This is a genomic window from Pandoraea terrigena, assembly GCF_902459705.1.
GTDB classification, from domain to species: domain Bacteria; phylum Pseudomonadota; class Gammaproteobacteria; order Burkholderiales; family Burkholderiaceae; genus Pandoraea; species Pandoraea terrigena.
In genome coordinates this window covers 1-19447 of sequence record NZ_CABPRU010000001.1, presented here as the reverse complement: position 1 = coordinate 19447, position 19447 = coordinate 1, and the positions used below count along the sequence as shown (strand labels likewise).

Genomic DNA, 19447 nt, shown 5'->3' with positions numbered 1-19447 from the left:
GTGAGGGCTCGCGCGCAATCAGCGCTTGCCGACCATCTGCTCGGGGCGAACCCAGGCGTCGAACTGCTCGGCCGTGACGTGGCCCAGCGCGAGGGCGGCGACCTTGAGCGTGGTGCCTTCCTTGTGCGCCTTCTTGGCGATCTGCGCGGCCTTGTCGTAGCCGATGTGCGGGTTGAGCGCGGTCACCAGCATCAGCGACGCTTCGAGCAGCGAGCCGATGCGCTCGCGGTTCGGTTCGATGCCGATGGCGCAGTTGTCGTTGAAGCTCACTGCGCCGTCGGCCAGCACGCGCACGCTTTGCAGGAAGTTGTGGACGAGCATCGGCTTGAACACGTTCAGCTCGAAGTTGCCCATCGAGCCGCCGATGTTGATCGCCACGTCGTTGCCCAGCACCTGGGCGCACAGCATCGTCATCGCCTCGCACTGGGTCGGGTTGACCTTGCCCGGCATGATCGAGCTGCCCGGTTCGTTTTCCGGGATCATCAGCTCGCCAATGCCGCATCGCGGGCCGCTGGCCAGCCAGCGCACATCGTTGGCGATCTTCATCAGGCTGGCGGCGAGCGTCTTGAGCGTGCCGTGCGCGTTGACGAGGGCGTCGTTGGCCGCCAGCGCTTCGAACTTGTTCGGCGCGGTGACGAACGGCAGGCCGGTGTCGCGCGCGAGCGCGTCAGCCACTTGCTTCGCGAATGCCGGATGCGCGTTCAGGCCCGTGCCCACCGCCGTGCCGCCAAGCGCGAGTTCCGCCACATGGGGCAGGGCGGCGTCGACGTGTTTCAGGCCGTGGTCGATCTGCGCGACCCAGCCCGAGATCTCCTGGCCGAGCGTGAGCGGCGTGGCGTCCTGGAGGTGCGTGCGGCCGATCTTGACGATGTCGTCATAGGCGCGCGCCTTGGCGGCGAGCGTGTCGCGCAGTTGGCCGATGCTCGGCTTGAGATGGTTGACGAGGGCGTCGAGGGCGGCGACGCTCATGGCCGTCGGGAACACGTCGTTCGACGACTGGCCTTTGTTCACGTCGTCGTTGGGATGCACGAGACGCGTTTCGCCGCGTACACCGCCGAGCAGTTCGCTGGCGCGGTTCGCGAGCACTTCGTTCATGTTCATGTTCGACTGCGTGCCCGAGCCGGTTTGCCACACGGCCAGCGGGAATTCGTCGTCATGCTGGCCGGCGATGACTTCGTCGGCGGCCTGGATGATGGCGTCGGCTTTCGTGGCGTCGAGCACGCCCAGGCCCTTGTTGACCTCGGCGGCGGCGCGCTTCACGCGAGCGAGCGCGCGCACGAGTTCGCGCGGCATCTTCTCGGTGGAAATCTTGAAGTTCTGCAGCGAGCGCTGCGTTTGCGCACCCCAGAGACGATCGGCGGGCACCGCAATTTCGCCGAAGGTATCGCGTTCCATTCTCACAGACATGATCGACTCCTCGAAGACAGACTTGAATTCTAGGGCTTTCGCAAACCTCTGGCAGGGCAGCATGTGCCGCGATGCGCCACGGCGCGGGAATGCCTGGCGGAGGTGGGGCATTTCGATGATCTGGTGCCCGAACGCCCTGGGCCTGAATTATGCGCCATCGCGCAAACCGGGGGCTTCGCGCGATGGCATGCCGCGGCCGGCGCTCAGGCCCATACCGCCGCCACCAATTGCAATGCGGCGGCGATGGCAGGTTCGTCACGTCGCGAGGCCAGCACGACGAACGTGAGTTCGGTTGGCACGGTCACGCCATCGGCGATCACCAGGCCGTGGGCGTGCGCCTCGCGCAACGCGATGGAGTCGCGCACGAGCGACAGTCCGACGCCGGACTTCACCAGATCGAGCATCGACGGCTCCTGATCCACTTCCGCGACCTTCGTGGGCGACACCCCCAATGCGCCGAACTGTGCCGAGAGCAGGCGGTTGTGGGCCGATTCGGGGGGTGTCCAGATCCACGGCAGCGCGGCGAGTTCACGCCACCCACGCCGGGCCACGCGCTCGCGCCAGCCGGCCGGCGCCAGCACCTGATACGAGAACGGTGTGAGCGTGATGGCGTGAAAGCGCTCGGGGTCGGGTAGGCCAAGATAGAAGCCGACATCGAGCTCGCCGCGCCCCAGTTGTTGCAGCACCGAACCGGACATGCCTTGATGCAGGGCCGTCTCGATCTGCGGATACGACTCGACCAGGCGCTTGAGAAAAGCGCCCAGCCGGGTGAATTCGGGATCGAGAATCGTGCCGATGCGCAGCCGTCCGCGCACCGTGTCGCGCATCGCACCGGCCGCCTGCTGAAGATCGGCCAGCGCGGCGAGTATGCGCTCGGCCAGCGGCAACAGGGCCTGTGCGTCGCGCGTGAGCGTCAGCCCCTGCGCCGTGCGCGTGAAGAGCGTCAGCCGCAACGCTTCCTGGAGCGCCTTGACCTGCAGGCTGACCGCCGGTTGCGTCAGGTGCAGGCGCTGCGCCGCCCGCGTGAGGTTGCCCTCGTGGGCGATGGCGACGAAAGCGCGAAGATGCGCGAGTTCCATGTTTGACCCCTCTCGGGCGATGCCCGCTGCGTGTGTTCTCGGGATAGGGAGCATTACATAAGCAGATCTTATATTGCTTTTGATAATTTCTCATTGGATTGCGCAGGGACGGCGCAGTACGCTAAGGCCTTAACGTGGCGTGAGCCGTGGGCGAGCGTTTGGCGAAACAGGGGAGTGGCCGTGTCGCGGACTTGGCTGGATTCCGGGGAGATAAACATGAGCAATGCTGATATTCCGACGGTGCAACACTTCATCAACGGTCGGCGTGTGGCGGGCGACGGCGAGCGTTTTGGCGACGTCTTCGATCCGGCGCAAGGCGTCGTGAGTGCGCGCGTGGCACTGGCCGGCGTCAACGACGTGAATGCCGCCGTGGCGGCGGCCAAGGCGGCGCTGCCCGCGTGGGCGGAGACGGCGCCGCTCAAGCGCGCTCGCGTGCTCTTCAAGTTCAAGGCGTTGCTCGACGAGCATCAGGACGAACTGGCGCGCATCATCACGCGCGAACACGGCAAGGTGTTCTCCGACGCGCGCGGCGAAGTCACGCGCGGCATCGAAGTCGTTGAGTACGCCTGCGGTGCGCCGGCGCTGCTCATGGGCAAGCACAGCGACAACATTGGCGGCGGTATCGACAACTGGCACCTGCGTCAGCCCGTTGGGGTGTGTGCCGGCATCACGCCGTTCAACTTCCCCGTGATGGTGCCGATGTGGATGTTCCCGATGGCGCTGGCCTGCGGCAACACGTTTGTGCTCAAGCCGTCCGAGCGCGACCCGTCGGCCAGTCTGTTGATGGCCGAGTTGCTGCGCGAAGCGGGGCTGCCCGATGGCGTGTTCAACGTGGTGCAGGGCGACAAGGTCGCGGTCGATGCGCTGTTGGCGCATCCGGACGTCGACGCCCTGTCGTTCGTCGGCTCGACGCCGATAGCGGAGTACATCTATACCGAAGGCACGCGTCACGGCAAGCGGGTGCAGGCGCTGGGCGGTGCGAAGAATCATCTCGTGGTGATGCCCGACGCGAATCTCGATCAGGCGGTCGACGCGCTGATCGGTGCGGCCTACGGGTCGGCTGGCGAGCGCTGCATGGCGATTTCGGTGGCGGTGGCCGTGGGCCAGGTGGCGGATCGTCTCGTCGATGCGCTGGTGCCGCGCGTGAAGGGGTTGCGCGTGGGGCCGGGGGTCGACGAGGCATCGGAAATGGGGCCGGTCGTCACCGGCGCGCACAAGGCGAAGATCGAGGGCTATATTGCCGATGGGGTGAGCGCAGGCGCCACGCTGCTGGTCGACGGCCGCGGATTGCAGGTGCCGGGCCACGCGCAGGGCTTCTTCCTCGGCGGGACGCTGTTCGATCACGTTACGCCCGAGATGACGATCTATCGCGAAGAGATCTTCGGGCCGGTGCTGGCGGTGGTGCGTGTGCCGGACCTGGCGGCGGCCATCGAACTGGTCAATGGGCACGAGTACGGCAATGGCGTCTCGTGCTTCACCAGCGACGGTGGCGTGGCGCGCGCGTTCTCGCGTCAGGTGAAGGTCGGCATGGTGGGCATCAACGTGCCGATTCCGGTGCCGATGGCGTGGCAGTCGTTCGGTGGCTGGAAACGTTCGCTCTTCGGCGACCATCACGCGTATGGCGAGGAAGGCGTTCGGTTCTACACGCGCTTCAAGAGCGTGATGCAGCGCTGGCCCGACAGCATCGCCAAGGGGGCGGAGTTCACGATGCCGGTGGCGAAGTAAGCAAGTGTCATGCGTTCCGGCGCGCCCGAGGGGCTGCGCCGGGTGATGGACCTGACGACAAAAATGAACCCGGCGCGGGTGGCAACAGTCCACCCCACTCGGGTGCCGCACCAGCGTTGGCACCGCACCATGGCGAGTGCTGCGCCATCGACGGAGACAGGCGGGAATGAACAAGCAGGCAGCGAAGCCGGAGCGCTTCGATTACATCATCGTGGGGGCCGGTTCAGCCGGCTGCGTGTTGGCCAATCGCCTCACGCAGGATCCCGACGTCACCGTGCTGCTGCTCGAAGCAGGCGGCAAGGACGACTATCACTGGATTCACATCCCCGTCGGCTACCTCTATTGCATCGGCAATCCGCGCACCGACTGGCTGTATCGCACCCAGGCCGAGGCGGGGCTGAACGGACGTTCGCTCGCGTATCCGCGCGGGCGGGTGCTGGGCGGCAGTTCGTCGATCAACGGCATGATCTACATGCGCGGGCAGCGCGAGGATTACGACGTTTGGGCCGACGCGACCGGTGACGACGGCTGGCGGTGGGACAACGTGCTGCCGCTTTTCAGGCGCAGCGAGGATCACTACAAGGGTGGCACCGAGTTTCACGGCAGCGGGGGCGAGTGGCGAGTCGAGAAGCAGCGCCTGTCGTGGCGCGTGCTCGATTCATTTGCCGATGCCGCCGAGCAGGTTGGCATTCCCAAGACGGACGACTTCAATCGCGGCGACAACTTCGGCATCGGCTATTTCGAAGTGAACCAGCGACGCGGTGTGCGCTGGAGCGCGGCGAAGGGTTTCTTGCGTCCGGCGTCGCAGCGGCCGAACCTGACGATCATCACGGGCGCGAGTGTGAGTCGCTTGCTGTTCGAGGGCACGCGTTGTACTGGCGTGGCGTATCGCGGCGGCAATGAAGATTTCACGGTGCAGGCGCGCGCCGAAGTGATTCTCGCGGCGGGGGCAGTGAATTCGCCTCACCTGCTGGAGGTTTCGGGCATTGGCGAGGGTGAACGTCTGCGCGGTTTCGGCATCGACGTCGTCTCGGATTTGCCGGGCGTGGGCGAGAACCTGCAAGACCATCTGCAATTGCGCACGGTGTACAAGCTGCGCGGGGTGACGACGCTCAATCTCACGGCCAATAGTCTGTTCGGCAAGCTGAAGATCGGCATGCAATACGCGTTTGCGCAGCGTGGGCCGATGAGCATGGCGCCGTCGCAACTGGGAGCGTTCGCGCGAAGTCGCGAGGATGTGGCGCGCCCCGATCTCGAATATCACGTGCAGCCGTTGTCGCTTGAGCGCTTTGGCGAGCCGCTGCACAAGTTCAATGCGTTCACGGCGTCGGTGTGCAATCTGCGGCCGACGTCGCGCGGTCACGTGCATCTGACGTCACCAGACGCGCGTGTTGCCCCGAGCATCGCGCCGCATTATCTGTCGACGGAGGGGGACTTGCGCGTGGCGGCCGAGGCGATCAAGTTGACGCGTCGCATCGTAGGCGCACCCGCGTTCGCGCGTTATGAACCGCGTGAGTATCTGCCGGGGCCGTCATTCCAGAGCGACGCGGAGTTGATGCGCGCGGCGGGTGACATCGGCACGACGATCTTCCATCCAGTGGGCACATGTCGCATGGGTCGCGCCAACGATCCCCAGGCGGTCGTCGATGCGCAGTTGCGGGTGCGCGGCGTGCAGAACCTGCGCGTGGTCGACGCGTCGGTCATGCCGGTGATCACGTCGGGCAACACGAACTCGCCGACGATCATGATTGCCGAGCGCGCGAGCGACATGATTCGCGCGGCGCGTAAAGCAGGGCGGTGAGCGAGCACGCGATCAGCACGCTGGCGAGCCAAAGGACTTGCGCGCTAAGCATTTCGAACCTCTTTCGGCGAAAGCGTTCGATGCTGTCACGAAGCGACGCGGCGTAGTTGGGCGAAAATCCGATGATGCCGGCGTCCGCCACGCTTTCCGGATTTCCGGATATTTACCCTATAACTTACGTAGTAATACCTAATGTTGGTGGCGCGAACGACGGCGGGGCATCGCGAAATGCGGCCGGAGGCGAATTTGCGAGCGCGGCAAAAGCCTTATGCCACAAGGGGTTCGGGACGTGCGCGCGACAGGATCGAAGGGTCTCCAAAGCGAGTGCGCATGCGCGTCTCGACAGGCGCGAAGCCTAGTGCAAATCCCAATGATCGCGTTGCAGCAAACCACACACAATAACGGTTCTCGCAGCGCGAACGGACCAAGAATTCGGAGACACGCGCGGGACGCGAGGTACTTCGCCGACGACGCCACCCACAGCGTGTCGGCCTGCCTTGCGGTTGTCACAGACGATGGTGCCGAGGCGGTTGGCAATTGCCCAGCCTCGCACCGCCAACCAGGAATGTGGCAGGAGACATGGCGAACAACGATTACATTCTCGAAACCCGCGGACTCACGAAAGAGTTCCGTGGCTTCACCGCCGTGAACGGTGTCGACCTGCGCGTCGCGCGCGGCACCATTCATGCACTCATCGGGCCGAACGGCGCCGGCAAGACCACCTGCTTCAACCTGCTCACCAAGTTCCTCGTGCCCAGCGCCGGCGCCATCACGTTCAACGGCGAAGACATCACCCGGGAAGCCCCCGCGGAAATCGCGCGCCGCGGCATCATCCGGTCGTTCCAGATCTCTGCCGTGTTCCCGCACCTCACGGTGCTAGAGAACGTGCGCATCGGACTGCAACGCAACCTCGGCACCGCGTTCCACTTCTGGCGAAGCAGCCGCTCGCTGCACCAGCTCGATGTCCGTGCGATGGAACTGCTCGGCGAAGTCGGCCTGACCGAATTCGCCGACACCCTGACCGTGGAGCTGCCCTACGGGCGCAAGCGTGCCCTCGAAATCGCCACCACGCTTGCTATGGAACCCGAACTGATGCTGCTCGACGAGCCCACGCAAGGCATGGGCCATGAAGACGTCGATCGTGTGACCGCACTCATCAAGAAAGTATCGGCGGGTCGCACGATCCTGATGGTCGAGCACAACATGAACGTGGTCGCGGGGATTTGCGACACCATCACCGTGCTCCAGCGCGGCGAGGTGCTCGCCGAAGGTCCGTATCAGGAAGTCTCGAAGAATCCGCAGGTGATGGAAGCCTATATGGGCACCGCGGACGGCGAATTGCAGGGAGCGCACGGGTGAGGACGTCTATGTACGGCAATGGCGGCGGTAACGGTGGCGCGAATGTGCCCGCACTCGAAATCGAAGGTTTGCAGGCCTGGTACGGCGAATCGCACATCCTGCACGGCGTGGATCTGACGGTCGGCCGTGGCGAGGTCGTCACGCTGCTGGGACGCAACGGCGCGGGACGCACCACTACGCTGCGCGCGATCATGGGCCTGACCGGGCAGCGTCAGGGATCGATTCGCATCGGCGGTGAAGAGACCATTCACCTGCCGACCTACAAGGTTGCGCACCGCGGCGTAGGCTACTGCCCCGAGGAGCGGGGCATTTTCGCGAGCCTGTCGTGCGAGGAAAACCTGCTGCTGCCGCCATACATCGGCATGCGCGGCAATCGTCGCGATGACGGCGGGCGCGGGATGTCGCTCGACGAAATCTACGACATGTTCCCGAACCTGAAGGAGCGCCGCCACAGTCCCGGCACGCGACTGTCCGGCGGCGAACAGCAGATGCTGGCGGTGGCGCGCATTCTGCGCACCGGCGCAAACCTGCTGCTGCTCGACGAGATCTCCGAAGGTCTCGCGCCGGTGATCGTGCAGACATTGGCACGCATGATCACCACGCTCAAGGCGCGGGGCTACACCATCGTGATGGTGGAACAGAATTTCCGTTTTGCGGCTCCGCTGGCCGATCGCTTCTATGTCATGGAGCACGGCAAGATCGTGGAGCGCTTCGGCGCTCCGGAGCTGGAAACGAAGATGCCGGTGCTGCACGAGTTGTTGGGCGTATGAGGTGAGTTTTCCGGCGCGCGGGCGTGCCGGGCGATGCATCCAGACGATCAAATCCACGAAGGAGACAAAGATGACAATGCGGATGAAGGCGTTGGCCGTTGCGGCTGCGTTTGGTTTTGCGGCCATGGCCTCGCAGGCCCATGCTGATGGCAATGCCGTGAAGATCGGTTTCATTACCGATATGTCGGGCCTATACACCGACATCGACGGGCCGGGCGGGGCGGAAGCCATCAAGATGGCCATCGCCGACTTCGGTGGCAAGGTCCTCGGCAAGCCGATCGAGCTGGTCACGGCCGATCACCAGAACAAGGCGGACGTCGCGGCGTCGAAGGCGCGCGAATGGTTCGACCGTGACGGTGTCGACATGCTGATCGGCGGCACGAATTCGGGAACCGGCCTGGCGATGAACAAGGTCTCGGCCGAGAAGAAGCGTGTCTACATCAACGTCGGCGCCGGCTCGGATGCCCTCACCAACGCCCAGTGCCAGCCCTATGGCGTGCACTATGCCTATGACACCGTTGCGCTGGCGCGCGGCACCGGCTCGGCCGTCGTGAAGGCCGGCGGCAAGTCATGGTTCTTCCTGACGGCCGACTATGCGTTCGGCCACGCGCTGGAGAAGGCCACGGCCGATGTGGTCAAGGCCAACGGCGGCACGGTGAAGGGCGAGGTGCGCCATCCGCTCTCAGCCTCGGACTTCTCCTCGTATCTGCTCCAGGCGCAGTCGTCGGGCGCGCAGGTGCTGGGTCTGGCCAATGCCGGCGGCGACACGGTCAACGCCATCAAGGCGGCGAAGGAATTCGGCATCAAGGGCAAGATGCAGATCGCCGGTCTGCTCGTGTTCATCAACGACATTCACTCGCTGGGGCTGGATAACACCGCGGGCATGTACCTGACCGATAGCTGGTATTGGGACAAGAACGATAAGACGCGCGCCTTCTCCAAGCGCTACTTCGCCAAGATGAAGAAGATGCCGTCGAGCCTGCAGGCCGGCGACTATTCGGCCACGATGACCTATCTGAAGGCGGTGCAGGCCGCAGGCACCACCGACGCCGACAAGGTGATGGACGAACTGCACAAGATCAAGATCGACGACATGTTCAGCAAGGGCTACATCCGCAAGGACGGCACCATGATCCACGACATGTACTTGATGCAGGTCAAGACGAAGCAGGAATCGAAGGCGCCGTGGGACTACTACAAGATCGTTGCCACGATTCCGGGTGACAAGGCATTCACCACGCCGCAAGAATCGACCTGTCCGCTTTTTAAGAAGTAAGCAGCGTTAGCACGATGCACCGAAAGCGGCGGGACAAGTGTCCCGTCGCGACCTTTCTCGCAGAGAATCGATTTCGATGGAATTACTAGGCATCCCCCTGCCGGCGCTGTTGAGCCAACTGCTGCTGGGACTGGTGAACGGCTCGTTTTATGCCATGCTGAGCCTCGGCCTGGCGGTGATTTTCGGCCTGCTCAACGTGATCAACTTCGCGCACGGCGCGTTGTTCATGCTGGGCGCCATGCTTGCCTGGATGGGCGGCAACTATCTCGGGCTCAATTACTGGGCCATGCTGATCCTCGCCCCCGTCGCGGTGGGCATCATCGGTATCGTGATCGAGCGCACCATGCTGCGCTGGATCTACAAGCTCGATCACCTGTACGGCCTGTTGCTGACGTTCGGCATCACGCTCGTGCTCGAGGGCGTCTTCCGGTCGATCTACGGCGTATCGGGTCAGCCCTTCGACGCCCCCGACGTGCTCTCCGGCGCGACGAATCTCGGCTTCATGTTCATGCCGAACTATCGTGCGTGGGTGGTGGTGGCCTCGCTCATCGTGTGCTTCTCCACATGGTTCGTGATCGAGAAGACCAAGATCGGCGCATACCTGCGCGCAGGCACCGAGAACCCGAAGCTGGTGGAAGCGTTCGGTGTGAACGTCCCGCTCATGATCACGCTGACGTATGGCTTCGGGGTGGCGCTTGCCGCGTTCGCGGGGGTGCTCGCCGCGCCCGTCATCCAGATCTCGCCGCTCATGGGGCAGTCGATGATCATCACCGTGTTCGCGGTGGTCGTGATCGGTGGCATGGGCTCCATCATGGGCTCGATTCTCACCGGTCTGATGCTCGGCATCGTCGAGGGCTTTACTAAGGTGTTCTATCCGGAAGCGTCCGCGACCGTGGTGTTCGTCATCATGGTGATCGTGTTGCTGCTGCGCCCAGCAGGGCTGTTCGGCAAACAAAAGTGAGGGGCAGAATCATGCAACAAGAGACGCAACAACGGGTGCTTTATTCCCTTCTGCTGCTTGCGCTGATCGCCGCGCCGTTCGCCGGCGCGTATCCGGTGTTCATCATGAAGGTGCTGTGCTTCGCACTGTTCGCCTGTGCCTTCAACCTGCTGCTGGGCTTTACGGGACTGCTGTCGTTCGGTCATGCGGCGTTCTTCGGCAGCGCGGGCTACGTGACAGGCTATGTGGTGCGCAATCTGGGATTCACGCCGGAAGTCGGCATTCTCGCGGGCGTGGCGGCCGGCGCGGTGCTGGGCCTGGTCATCGGTTTGCTGGCGATCCGGCGCCAGGGCATCTACTTCGCGATGATTACGCTGGCTTTGGCGCAAATGCTGTACTTCTTGTGCCTGCAAGCCCCGTTTACCGGAGGGGAGGACGGCCTGCAAGGCGTGCCGCGAGGTAGTCTCTTCGGCATGTTGCCGCTCGATTCCGACCTCACGCTGTACTACGTGGTGCTGGCCATTTGCGCGCTGGGCTTCCTGCTCATCATGCGTATCGTGCATTCGCCGTTCGGTCAGGTGCTCAAAGCGATCAAGGAGAACGAGCCGCGCGCGATTTCGCTTGGCTACGACGTCGATCGCTTCAAGCTGATGGCGTTCGTACTGTCGGCCACGCTCGCCGCACTGGCCGGTTCGACCAAGACGTTAGTGCTCGGCTTCGAGACGCTGACCGACGTGCACTGGACGATGTCGGGCATGGTCATCCTGATGACGCTCGTGGGCGGGCTCGGTACGATGTTCGGGCCGGTGGTCGGTGCTGTGATCATCGTCGTGCTCGAGAACAAGCTCGGCGACATCGGCGACTGGCTCGCGACGGCCACGGGGGTGACCTGGTTCCAGACGCTCGGCGAGTCGGTGACGATCGTCATCGGTGCGATTTTCATCATCTGCGTGCTGTCCTTCCGGCGCGGACTGGTGGGCGAACTGGTGGCGCGAAGCCGGCTATTCCGTACCACGCGCACGACGGCGCAACCTTCTTGACGGGGTGTGCGGGTGCACCGGCCTGGGGCGCCCGTACATCACCCTGGCGCACGCATGTCGGAAAATGCCTAATTCGTAGGGGTAAATGCTGACTTGTGGTGCATCGGGGGCTCCTTTATTCTCTCCTACAGTTCGCGTCACGGCAGGATATAGGGGCGAGGATCGAGGAGACAATAAGCGCGAAAACGCGCACCGCCAAAAGGAAGCGCTGTTGGAGAAAACTCCAACAGCGCTTTTTATATTGGGCTTCGCCGTTGCGCGAGGCCGTCATCCGCCGATGCCCCGCCGATGCCCGATTCTTGCCGTCTGACAATGCGGGTCGCATGTCTTGCCACCGTCACGTCCCCGTATTCCGCACTTTCACGCGCCCTGGCCGGGAATTTCACCCTGCCGACCGGTGCACGTCCCCCCCAAACACCTGAACGCCTGATCGCCGACAAGGGGACGGAATGTTGACGAGCTGGACGTTGACCGATTTGCTGATGCTCGCGGGCGGGGCGTTCCTGGCTGGCCTGGTCGACGCAGTGGTCGGGGGCGGCGGGCTGATCTCCGTGCCGACGCTTTTCGCTGTCTTCCCGAACGCGTCGCCGCCCTTGCTGTTCGGCACCAACAAGTTGGCCGGCATCTGGGGCACGGCGTCGGCCGCGCTGCGCTACGCACGCGGCATTCGGCTGCGCTGGACCATTCTGCTGCCGGCGACCGTTGCTGCCTTCGTGTTTTCGTTTTGCGGCGCATATGCCGTCACCTACATGCCGGCCGACGTGCTTCGCAAGCTGCTGCCGTTCGTGCTGGCGGGCGTGGCCATCTACACACTGCGCAAAAAGGATTTCGGGACCGTTCACGCCCCTGTGAGGGGCGGGGCAGGGGTGACCCTCATGGCCATTGGCGTGGGCGGTGCCATCGGCTTCTACGATGGTTTCTTCGGCCCCGGCACGGGCAGCTTCCTTGTCTTCGTGTTTGTCCGGTGGTTCGGGCAGGACTTCGTCAACGCCTCGGCATCGGCGAAAATCGTGAACGTGGCGACCAACCTGGCCGCGCTATGGCTGTTCGGCATGGGAGGGCACGTCGCGTGGCAGGTGGGGCTGGGCATGGCGGTCATGAACGTGCTGGGCAGCCAGGTCGGCAGCCGGCTTGCCCTCACGTATGGCGTCGGTTTCGTGCGACGGATGTTCCTGGGTGTGCTCGCCGTGCTGATCGTGAAGACCGGCTATGACGCGTTTTTGCGCGGCTGACGAGCGCCCGGGCAGGGGAACGCGCTCGCGGCTGAAGGCGACGCCAAGGCGCTGTGTGGGGGTGGTCCGTTGGGATCGAAGCCACAGGTGGGGAAACCGCACTTTACGAGAAGGCGCCGGTGCCCGTAAGATGGGCGACAATTTGCCGACTGCGCGGTCGGTTAATGTCGGGCCAAAGAGTTGAGCAATGGTCAGAACAACGAATTCAACATTTTTGTGAGGAGACCCAAATGAAACTGAAGTTGCTGTGCGTGGCGTCGGCGATGATGCTGGCCACGGGCCTGGCGAGCGCCCAGGTGAAGATTGGCGTGTCGCTATCGGCGACCGGTCCGGCGGCTTCGCTGGGCATTCCCGAGAAGAACACCATTTCGCTGTTGCCGAAGACGATTGCGGGTCAGTCGGTGCAGTACATCCTGCTCGACGACGCGACCGACACGACGACCGCTGTCAAGAACATGCGCAAGCTGATCAGCGAAGATCACGTTGACGCCGTGCTCGGCTCGACGGTCACGCCGAACTCCCTGGCGATGGTCGATGTGGCCGCGGAGACGCATACCCCGATGATCTCGATGGCGGCGGGCGCTGCCATCGTCGAACCGGTGGATGCCAAGCGTGCCTGGTCGTTCAAGACGCCGCAGAACGACATCCTGATGGCCACCGCCATCGCCAAGCACATGGCCGACAACGGCGTGAAGACGGTCGCCTTCATCGGCTTCTCGGACGCTTACGGCGAGGGCTGGTACCGGGAGTTCCAGAAGGCGGCCGATCTGAAAAAGGTCAAGATCGTGGCCAATGAGCGTTTCAATCGTGCCGACACCTCGGTGACGGGCCAGGCGCTCAAGATCATGGCGGCGAACCCGGATGCCGTACTGATCGCCGGTTCGGGCACGCCGGCTGCGCTGCCGCAACGTACGCTCAAGGAGCGCGGCTACAAGGGCAAGCTGTATCAGACCCACGGGGTGGCCAACAACGACTTCCTGCGCGTTTGCGGCAAGGACTGCGAGGGCACGTACTTGCCTGCCGGCCCGCTGCTCGTCGTCGATCAACTGCCCGCCGACAATCCGGTGAAGAAGTCGGCTGCCGCCTACAAGGCCGTTTATGAGAAGGCCTACGGTGCGGGTTCGATCTCGACCTTCGGTGGTCACGCCTGGGACGCCGGTTTGCTGCTGCAGCACGCCATTCCGGTCGCGCTGAAGAAGGCCAAGCCGGGCACGGCCGAATTCCGTGCCGCATTGCGCGAGGCACTGGAGAACGTCAAGGACATGCCCGGTACCGCCGGTATCTTCAATATGAGCGCGAAGGACCACAACGGTCTGGACCAGCGTTCGCGCGTGATGGTGGAAATCGTCAACGGCAAGTGGAAATTGGCGAACTGATGTGCGCCGGGGCTGCCTATAGCACGCAGGCATGCCCCGCTGTCACCTCCGATGGATCTGCGGTATCTGCGCCCGGTTGGACCGACCGGGCCGGAAGAACGGGCGTTCGCGCCCGTTTTTTTTGAGCGTGGTAGTTTCGCGCTTCGCGAAGAGACGGCAGGACATGCATTTGCGGGCGGTACCTGAGAGGCCGCATTGTCCCAACCTGATCGCCGCCGCGGGGGCTGGCCGGTCGATCCTTTCGAGCGTAAATCCATGACGGGTGAATTCGAACACCGCAACCTATCCCTGGTCCTGTTACAGACGCGTGAAGCGGTGATGGGCCTGTTCCGGCCGTTGCTCAATCGGTACGACATCACTGAGCAGCAATGGCGTGTCATACGGGCCATCAATGATAGCGAATCCGGGGAAATGGAAATCGGGCAGGTCGCGCGGGAGTGCTGCATTCTCAGTCCGAGCCTGTCCGGCATGCTTGAACGGATGGAGGTGGCCGGCCTCATCATGCGCCGCCGGGTGGCTGTCGATCAGCGCCGCGTGATGGTGTCGCTCACGCCATCGAGCCGCGCGCTGTGCAAGAAGTTCGGTCCGTTGGTCGAGGCGCGCTACCGCTATCTGGAAGACAAGGTCGGGCACGACACGCTGGCCGAGATCTACCGGCTGCTCGATATCGTGCGCGAAGCGCTGCCGCCGGAGGTACTGGCCGATGCGCCGTCCTTGCCGGCCAAGCCGCGGCGCCGCCGAAAGGCAGGCGAATGACGTCTCAGTAGTCGCCCGGGTTTTACCAATGCATAATCATTTATACAATTCATAATTCTTAACGCTGCCGCACGGGAATTGCGGGGGGTTATCGAAGCGAAGGGGAACGGGGTGGCAGCGCGCTGCGCCGTGCATCACACCGGCTGTCTCGCCAGCCGGTTCAAGAAGTACTCAAACGAAGTGAGAGGAGCATGGATCTTTCGATTGCAGCCATCCTGGCGCAGGACGGCATCACCACGGGTGCGATTTATGCCTTGCTGGCATTGGCGCTTGTGCTGGTGTTCTCCGTCACCCGCGTCATCTTCATTCCGCAGGGCGAGTTCGTGTCGTACGGTGCGCTTACGCTGGCGGCACTGCAAACCCAGAAGTTTCCGCTCACGAGCTGGCTGCTCGTGGCGATGGGCGTGTGCACGTTCATCGTGGAGACGGCTGGCGTCTTGCGTCATAGCGAGCGTCGCAAGCTGGCGGGCCGCCTTTTGCCGGTGCTGGCGGGCAAGTATCTGGTGTTTCCCATTGCGGCGTTCTTCGTCGTCAGGGCGCTGACACCGATGAATCTGCCGATGCTCGTGCAGATTGCACTCACGCTGCTGCTCGTCGTGCCGTTGGGGCCGATGCTCTATCGTCTCGCATACCAGCCGCTGGCGGAGGCGAGCACGTTGTTGCTGCTGATCGTGTCGGTGGGGGTGCACTTTGCGCTGACGGGGCTGGGGCTGGTGATGTTCGGGGCGGAAGGCTCGCGCACGCAGGCGTTCTCCGACGCCAACTTCAACATCGGTTCCGTGATGGTGTCCGGCCAGAGCCTGTGGGTGGTGGGCGTGTCGGTCGTCATGATCCTGGCGTTGTACTTCTACTTCGACCGCTCGCTCTCGGGCAAGGCGCTGCGTGCGACCGCGGTGAACCGGCTCGGGGCGCGGCTCGTGGGCATCGGCACGGTGCAGGCGGGGCGCCTGGCGTTCACGCTGGCGGCCGTGCTGGGGGTGCTGTGCGGCATCCTGATCGCGCCGATCACGACGATCTATTACGAATCGGGCTTCCTGATCGGCCTGAAGGGCTTCGTGGGCGCGATCATCGGCGGTCTGGTGAGCTATCCGGTCGCGGCGCTGGGCGCCATCCTGGTGGGCCTGCTGGAGTCTTACTCGTCGTTCTGGGCGAGTGCGTACAAGGAGGTCATCGTCTTCACGCTGATCCTTCCCGTGCTGCTGTGGCTGTCGCTGACCAGCAAGCACGTAGAAGAAGACGAGGAATAAGCCGGGGCGGACCACAGAATGAAAAACAAATACTTCCTGATTTTCCTGGTCGTACTGGCCGTGTTGCCGGTGCTGCCTGCCCCCGTGCGTTTGCCTGAATATTGGGTCACGCTGCTCAACTACATTGGCCTGTACAGCATTGTGGCCATTGGGCTCGTGCTGCTCACGGGCGTAGCGGGGATGACATCGTTCGGACAGGCCGCATTTGTCGGCCTGGGCGCCTACGCGACCGCCTATCTGACGACCGCCTATGGCGCGTCGCCATGGCTCGGCCTGGTCGTCGGTGTGGTGATCACGGCGGCGGCGGCACTCGTCATCGGCGCGATCACCATGCGCCTGTCCGGCCACTTCCTGCCGCTGGGCACCATTGCGTGGGGTCTGGCACTGTACTACCTGTTCGGCAACCTCGAGTTCCTGGGCAAGTACGACGGTCTGAACGACATCCCGACCATCAGCCTGTTTGGGATGGAATTGGCGAGTGGGCGCCAGATGTTCTACCTGATCTGGATCGTGGTGGTGCTGGCGGTGGTGTCGGTCAAGAACCTGCTCGATTCGCGTCCGGGCCGCGCCATTCGCGCGCTCAAGGGCGGTGGCGTAATGGCCGAGGCGATGGGGGTGAACACCGCGTGGATGAAAGTCGTGGTGTTCGTGTACGCCGCCGTACTTGCCTCCATTTCGGGCTGGTTGTACGCGCATCTGCAACGCGCGGTGAACCCGACGCCGTTCAACCTGAACCACGGTATCGAATACCTGTTCATGGCGGTGGTGGGGGGCGTCTCGCATGTATGGGGTGCGGTGCTCGGTGCGGCGATCCTGACCGTGCTCAAGGACTACCTCCAGAACATTCTGCCGATGTTGCTGGGAGCGAACGGCAATTTCGAGACCATCGTCTTCGGGGTGTTGCTGGTGTTGCTGCTGCAATACGCGCGCGACGGCGTGTGGCCGTTCCTGGGCAAGATCTTCCCGGCGCGTCGTGTGGCGAAGGCGCCGGAGCAGGCCGAAGCGTTGGGCCATCGCGCGAAGCCGGCGGTGGGCGAAGTGGTGCTGACGCTGGACAAGGCGCGCAAGGAGTTTGGCGGTCTCGTGGCGGTCAACGACGTCTCGTTCCAGGTCAAAGCCGGCGAGATCGTGGGCCTGATCGGGCCGAACGGCGCGGGCAAATCGACCACCTTCAACCTCGTGACCGGTGTCTTGCAGGCCACCCGCGGCGAGATCTCCTTCCTTGGCGAGCGAATCGATCGGCTGCCGTCGCGCGAGATCGTCAAGCGCGGAATTGGCCGGACGTTCCAGCACGTGCGCTTGATGCCACAGATGAGTGTGCTCGAGAACGTGGCGATCGGCGCCTATCTGCGAGACAAGAACGGGCTGCGCCGGCGCCCTCAGGGCGGCGTGTGGTCCAGCGTGCTGCGTCTCGATCGTCAGGAAGAAGCGATGCTGCTGCACGAAGCCAAGCGGCAGATCGAGCGCGTGGGTCTCGGGGCGCACATGTACGACGAGGCGGGTAGTCTGGCGCTGGGCCAGCAACGTATCCTGGAAATTGCACGGGCATTGGCTTGCGATCCCACGTTGCTGTTGCTTGACGAGCCGGCGGCCGGTCTGCGCTACAAGGAAAAACAGGCGCTGGGCGATCTGCTCAAGAAACTCAAGGACGAAGGGATGAGCGTGCTGCTCGTCGAGCACGACATGGACTTCGTGATGAACCTGACCGATCACCTCGTCGTGATGGAGTTCGGCACCAAGATCGCCGAGGGCCTGCCGGAAGACGTGCAGAAGAACCCGGCGGTGCTCGAGGCGTACCTGGGAGGAGTGGAGTGATGGCAGACGCGATTCTGGAGGTCAAGGACCTCGCCGTGGCGTACGGCAAAGTCGAAGCGGTGCATGGTGCGCATCTGCGCGTAGGGGCGGGCCAGATCGTCACCGTGATCGGTCCGAACGGTGCGGGCAAGTCGTCCATGCTCAACGCCATCATGGGGGCGTTGCCGCACAACGGCTCCAGCCGTGGGAGCGTGGCCTATCTCGGTCACGAGATGTCGGCGCTGGGCATCGAAGCCCGCGTGGCACGCGGGATGTGCCTGGTGCCGGAAAAGCGCGAGTTGTTCTCGACAATGACCGTTGAAGACAACCTGCTGCTGGGGGCCTACCGCCGCAAGCGGGCGGGGGAGAAGAACTTCCTGGACCAAATGGAAGTCGTGTACGCGCTGTTCCCGCGCCTCAAGGAGCGCCGCGGGCAGCAGGCGGGGACCCTGTCGGGCGGCGAGCGCCAGATGCTCGCCGTGGGCCGTGCGTTGATGGCCAAGCCGCAGTTGCTGATGCTCGACGAGCCGAGCCTGGGGCTGGCGCCGCTGATCGTCAAGGAAATCTTCCATATCATCAGCGACTTGCGGAAAACCGGCGTTGCTACGCTGCTGATTGAGCAGAACGCTCGCGCGGCGTTGCAGGTGGCCGATTACGGCTACGTGATCGAGACCGGCGAGCTGGCGTTGGAAGGGCCGGCGCAAGAGCTTGCCAGCAATCCCAAGGTCATCGAAACGTATCTCGGGTTGGCGAAGAAAGCTGCCTGACGGGCGTTGCCTGCTGGGTTCGTGTCGTACGGGAAGGCCCGCCAGTTTGGCGGGCTTTTTTGTTGCGCGGGGGTTCGCACATGTCGGCCATCCGGTGGTATCTGCCCCCTATTTCTTTGGACGGGGAGAGGGCACCATCGGTGACATTGGCGGAGCCACTTATTCACAGTTGCTTGTGGATATTTGCGATGACACAAAATCTATGGCGCACCGCCGCAATAAGGGGTTCCGCGATATTTTCGAGAATCTCGAGGAAATGACATTTGAGGTTATCCACAGAAAAGCAAATTCCCGAAATGGAATCCGTGGGGAGACGGATGCATGTGGATAATCTGCCTGCAATGCTGGCGACGCGGCCGCCGCTTTCGATTTCGTAGAGCAGTTTTCGTTTCGCGTAGAAGGTGAGGGGAACGGGATAGGCAGAAACGGCACGTCCTTGCAATCAGGTGTCGTGCGCTCATCCGTCCATGCAGTGGGGCGTGGCGGTACACCCTGATTGCGCTCGACCGACAAGTCGCTCCGTCCGGGCACCGCCAATCTCCGCCGCCGCTACATTCGACTTCCCGCCCCAGCCGGCATTAACGTCGTTGCGAGCGACGTAGCGATAGACGGCGGACGATACATTTCCCAAGACGATCAGATGAGAGCAACCACATAACGTTTCACGTGAAACACCCCCGAAGACTGCGCGATGGTTTTTCGGGCGAATCGCCACCACGGCGATGAATCGAAGAGGGGGGCGATCCGACCCAACAACGTTTCACGTGAAACACGCTCGGCGACTGCGCGAGGGTTTTGCTCGGGCAATGGATTGGCGGAGATTGCCGGTACCCTGACGGAGCGACTTTCAAGTGGAGCGCAGTCGGGGTGCCGGTGAT

General features: G+C 63.4%; 17 protein-coding genes. 13 read left to right on the top strand and 4 right to left on the bottom strand.

The features are described 5' to 3' along the window. Nucleotides 1–18: 18 nt before the first annotated feature. Nucleotides 19–1395 carry a class II fumarate hydratase gene (gene fumC / locus PTE31013_RS00080; RefSeq protein ID WP_150611537.1) on the bottom strand — a complete coding sequence of 459 codons (1377 nt, stop codon included), beginning with the start codon at nucleotides 1393–1395 and terminating at the stop codon, nucleotides 19–21. Between the two features lie 215 nt (nucleotides 1396–1610). Then, complete coding sequence (locus PTE31013_RS00075) at nucleotides 1611–2486, bottom strand: LysR family transcriptional regulator (protein WP_150610814.1); 876 nt, start codon at nucleotides 2484–2486, stop codon at nucleotides 1611–1613. A 216-nt stretch (nucleotides 2487–2702) separates the two neighbouring features. On the opposite strand from PTE31013_RS00075, the gene PTE31013_RS00070 reads away from it, so the two are divergent. From PTE31013_RS00070 to PTE31013_RS00010, 13 genes are all read left to right on the top strand, one after another. After that, nucleotides 2703–4211: a CoA-acylating methylmalonate-semialdehyde dehydrogenase gene (locus PTE31013_RS00070; RefSeq protein WP_150610813.1), complete on the top strand. Its 1509-nt coding sequence runs from the start codon at nucleotides 2703–2705 to the stop codon at nucleotides 4209–4211. Nucleotides 4212–4377: 166 nt separating this feature from the next. Next, the gene (locus PTE31013_RS00065; protein ID WP_150610812.1) at nucleotides 4378–6012 is read left to right on the top strand and encodes a GMC family oxidoreductase; all 1635 of its coding nucleotides are present in this window, start codon (nucleotides 4378–4380) and stop codon (nucleotides 6010–6012) included. Between the two features lie 579 nt (nucleotides 6013–6591). Then, nucleotides 6592–7371 (top strand): ABC transporter ATP-binding protein, encoded by a 780-nt coding sequence (locus PTE31013_RS00060; RefSeq protein WP_150610811.1) that lies wholly within the window; start codon nucleotides 6592–6594, stop codon nucleotides 7369–7371. 8 nt (nucleotides 7372–7379) lie between these two features. Continuing rightward, nucleotides 7380–8141: an ABC transporter ATP-binding protein gene (locus PTE31013_RS00055; RefSeq protein ID WP_150610810.1), complete on the top strand. Its 762-nt coding sequence runs from the start codon at nucleotides 7380–7382 to the stop codon at nucleotides 8139–8141. A gap of 76 nt (nucleotides 8142–8217) precedes the next feature. Next, nucleotides 8218–9417, top strand: coding sequence for an ABC transporter substrate-binding protein (locus PTE31013_RS00050; RefSeq protein WP_150611536.1), 1200 nt, complete (start codon nucleotides 8218–8220; stop codon nucleotides 9415–9417). Between the two features lie 76 nt (nucleotides 9418–9493). Continuing rightward, complete coding sequence (locus PTE31013_RS00045) at nucleotides 9494–10378, top strand: branched-chain amino acid ABC transporter permease (protein WP_150610809.1); 885 nt, start codon at nucleotides 9494–9496, stop codon at nucleotides 10376–10378. Nucleotides 10379–10389: 11 nt separating this feature from the next. Further along, the gene (locus PTE31013_RS00040; protein ID WP_150610808.1) at nucleotides 10390–11397 is read left to right on the top strand and encodes a branched-chain amino acid ABC transporter permease; all 1008 of its coding nucleotides are present in this window, start codon (nucleotides 10390–10392) and stop codon (nucleotides 11395–11397) included. Nucleotides 11398–11846: 449 nt separating this feature from the next. Beyond that, a complete protein-coding gene (locus PTE31013_RS00035) occupies nucleotides 11847–12629 on the top strand; it encodes a TSUP family transporter (protein ID WP_150610807.1) in 783 nt (260 codons plus the stop codon). A 230-nt stretch (nucleotides 12630–12859) separates the two neighbouring features. Beyond that, complete coding sequence (locus PTE31013_RS00030) at nucleotides 12860–14005, top strand: ABC transporter substrate-binding protein (RefSeq protein ID WP_150610806.1); 1146 nt, start codon at nucleotides 12860–12862, stop codon at nucleotides 14003–14005. 255 nt (nucleotides 14006–14260) lie between these two features. Continuing rightward, on the top strand, nucleotides 14261–14761 hold the full coding sequence (gene hpaR / locus PTE31013_RS00025) for a homoprotocatechuate degradation operon regulator HpaR (protein WP_150610805.1): 501 nt from the start codon (nucleotides 14261–14263) through the stop codon (nucleotides 14759–14761). A 191-nt stretch (nucleotides 14762–14952) separates the two neighbouring features. After that, nucleotides 14953–16008 carry a branched-chain amino acid ABC transporter permease gene (locus PTE31013_RS00020; protein ID WP_150610804.1) on the top strand — a complete coding sequence of 352 codons (1056 nt, stop codon included), beginning with the start codon at nucleotides 14953–14955 and terminating at the stop codon, nucleotides 16006–16008. Between the two features lie 18 nt (nucleotides 16009–16026). Further along, nucleotides 16027–17823 carry a branched-chain amino acid ABC transporter ATP-binding protein/permease gene (locus PTE31013_RS00015; protein ID WP_150610803.1) on the top strand — a complete coding sequence of 599 codons (1797 nt, stop codon included), beginning with the start codon at nucleotides 16027–16029 and terminating at the stop codon, nucleotides 17821–17823. Further along, on the top strand, nucleotides 17823–18569 hold the full coding sequence (locus tag PTE31013_RS00010; RefSeq protein WP_150610802.1) for an ABC transporter ATP-binding protein: 747 nt from the start codon (nucleotides 17823–17825) through the stop codon (nucleotides 18567–18569). The genes PTE31013_RS00015 and PTE31013_RS00010 overlap by 1 nt, the downstream gene beginning before the upstream one ends. A 163-nt stretch (nucleotides 18570–18732) precedes the next feature. Here the strand turns inward: PTE31013_RS00010 and PTE31013_RS00005 are convergent, their stop codons facing one another. Next, entirely contained in the window at nucleotides 18733–19011 is a 279-nt protein-coding gene (locus PTE31013_RS00005; protein ID WP_150610801.1) for a hypothetical protein, read from the bottom strand. Nucleotides 19012–19205: 194 nt separating this feature from the next. Beyond that, on the bottom strand, nucleotides 19206–19447 hold a 242-nt coding region (locus PTE31013_RS24990), incomplete at its 5' end, for a hypothetical protein (protein WP_217426209.1).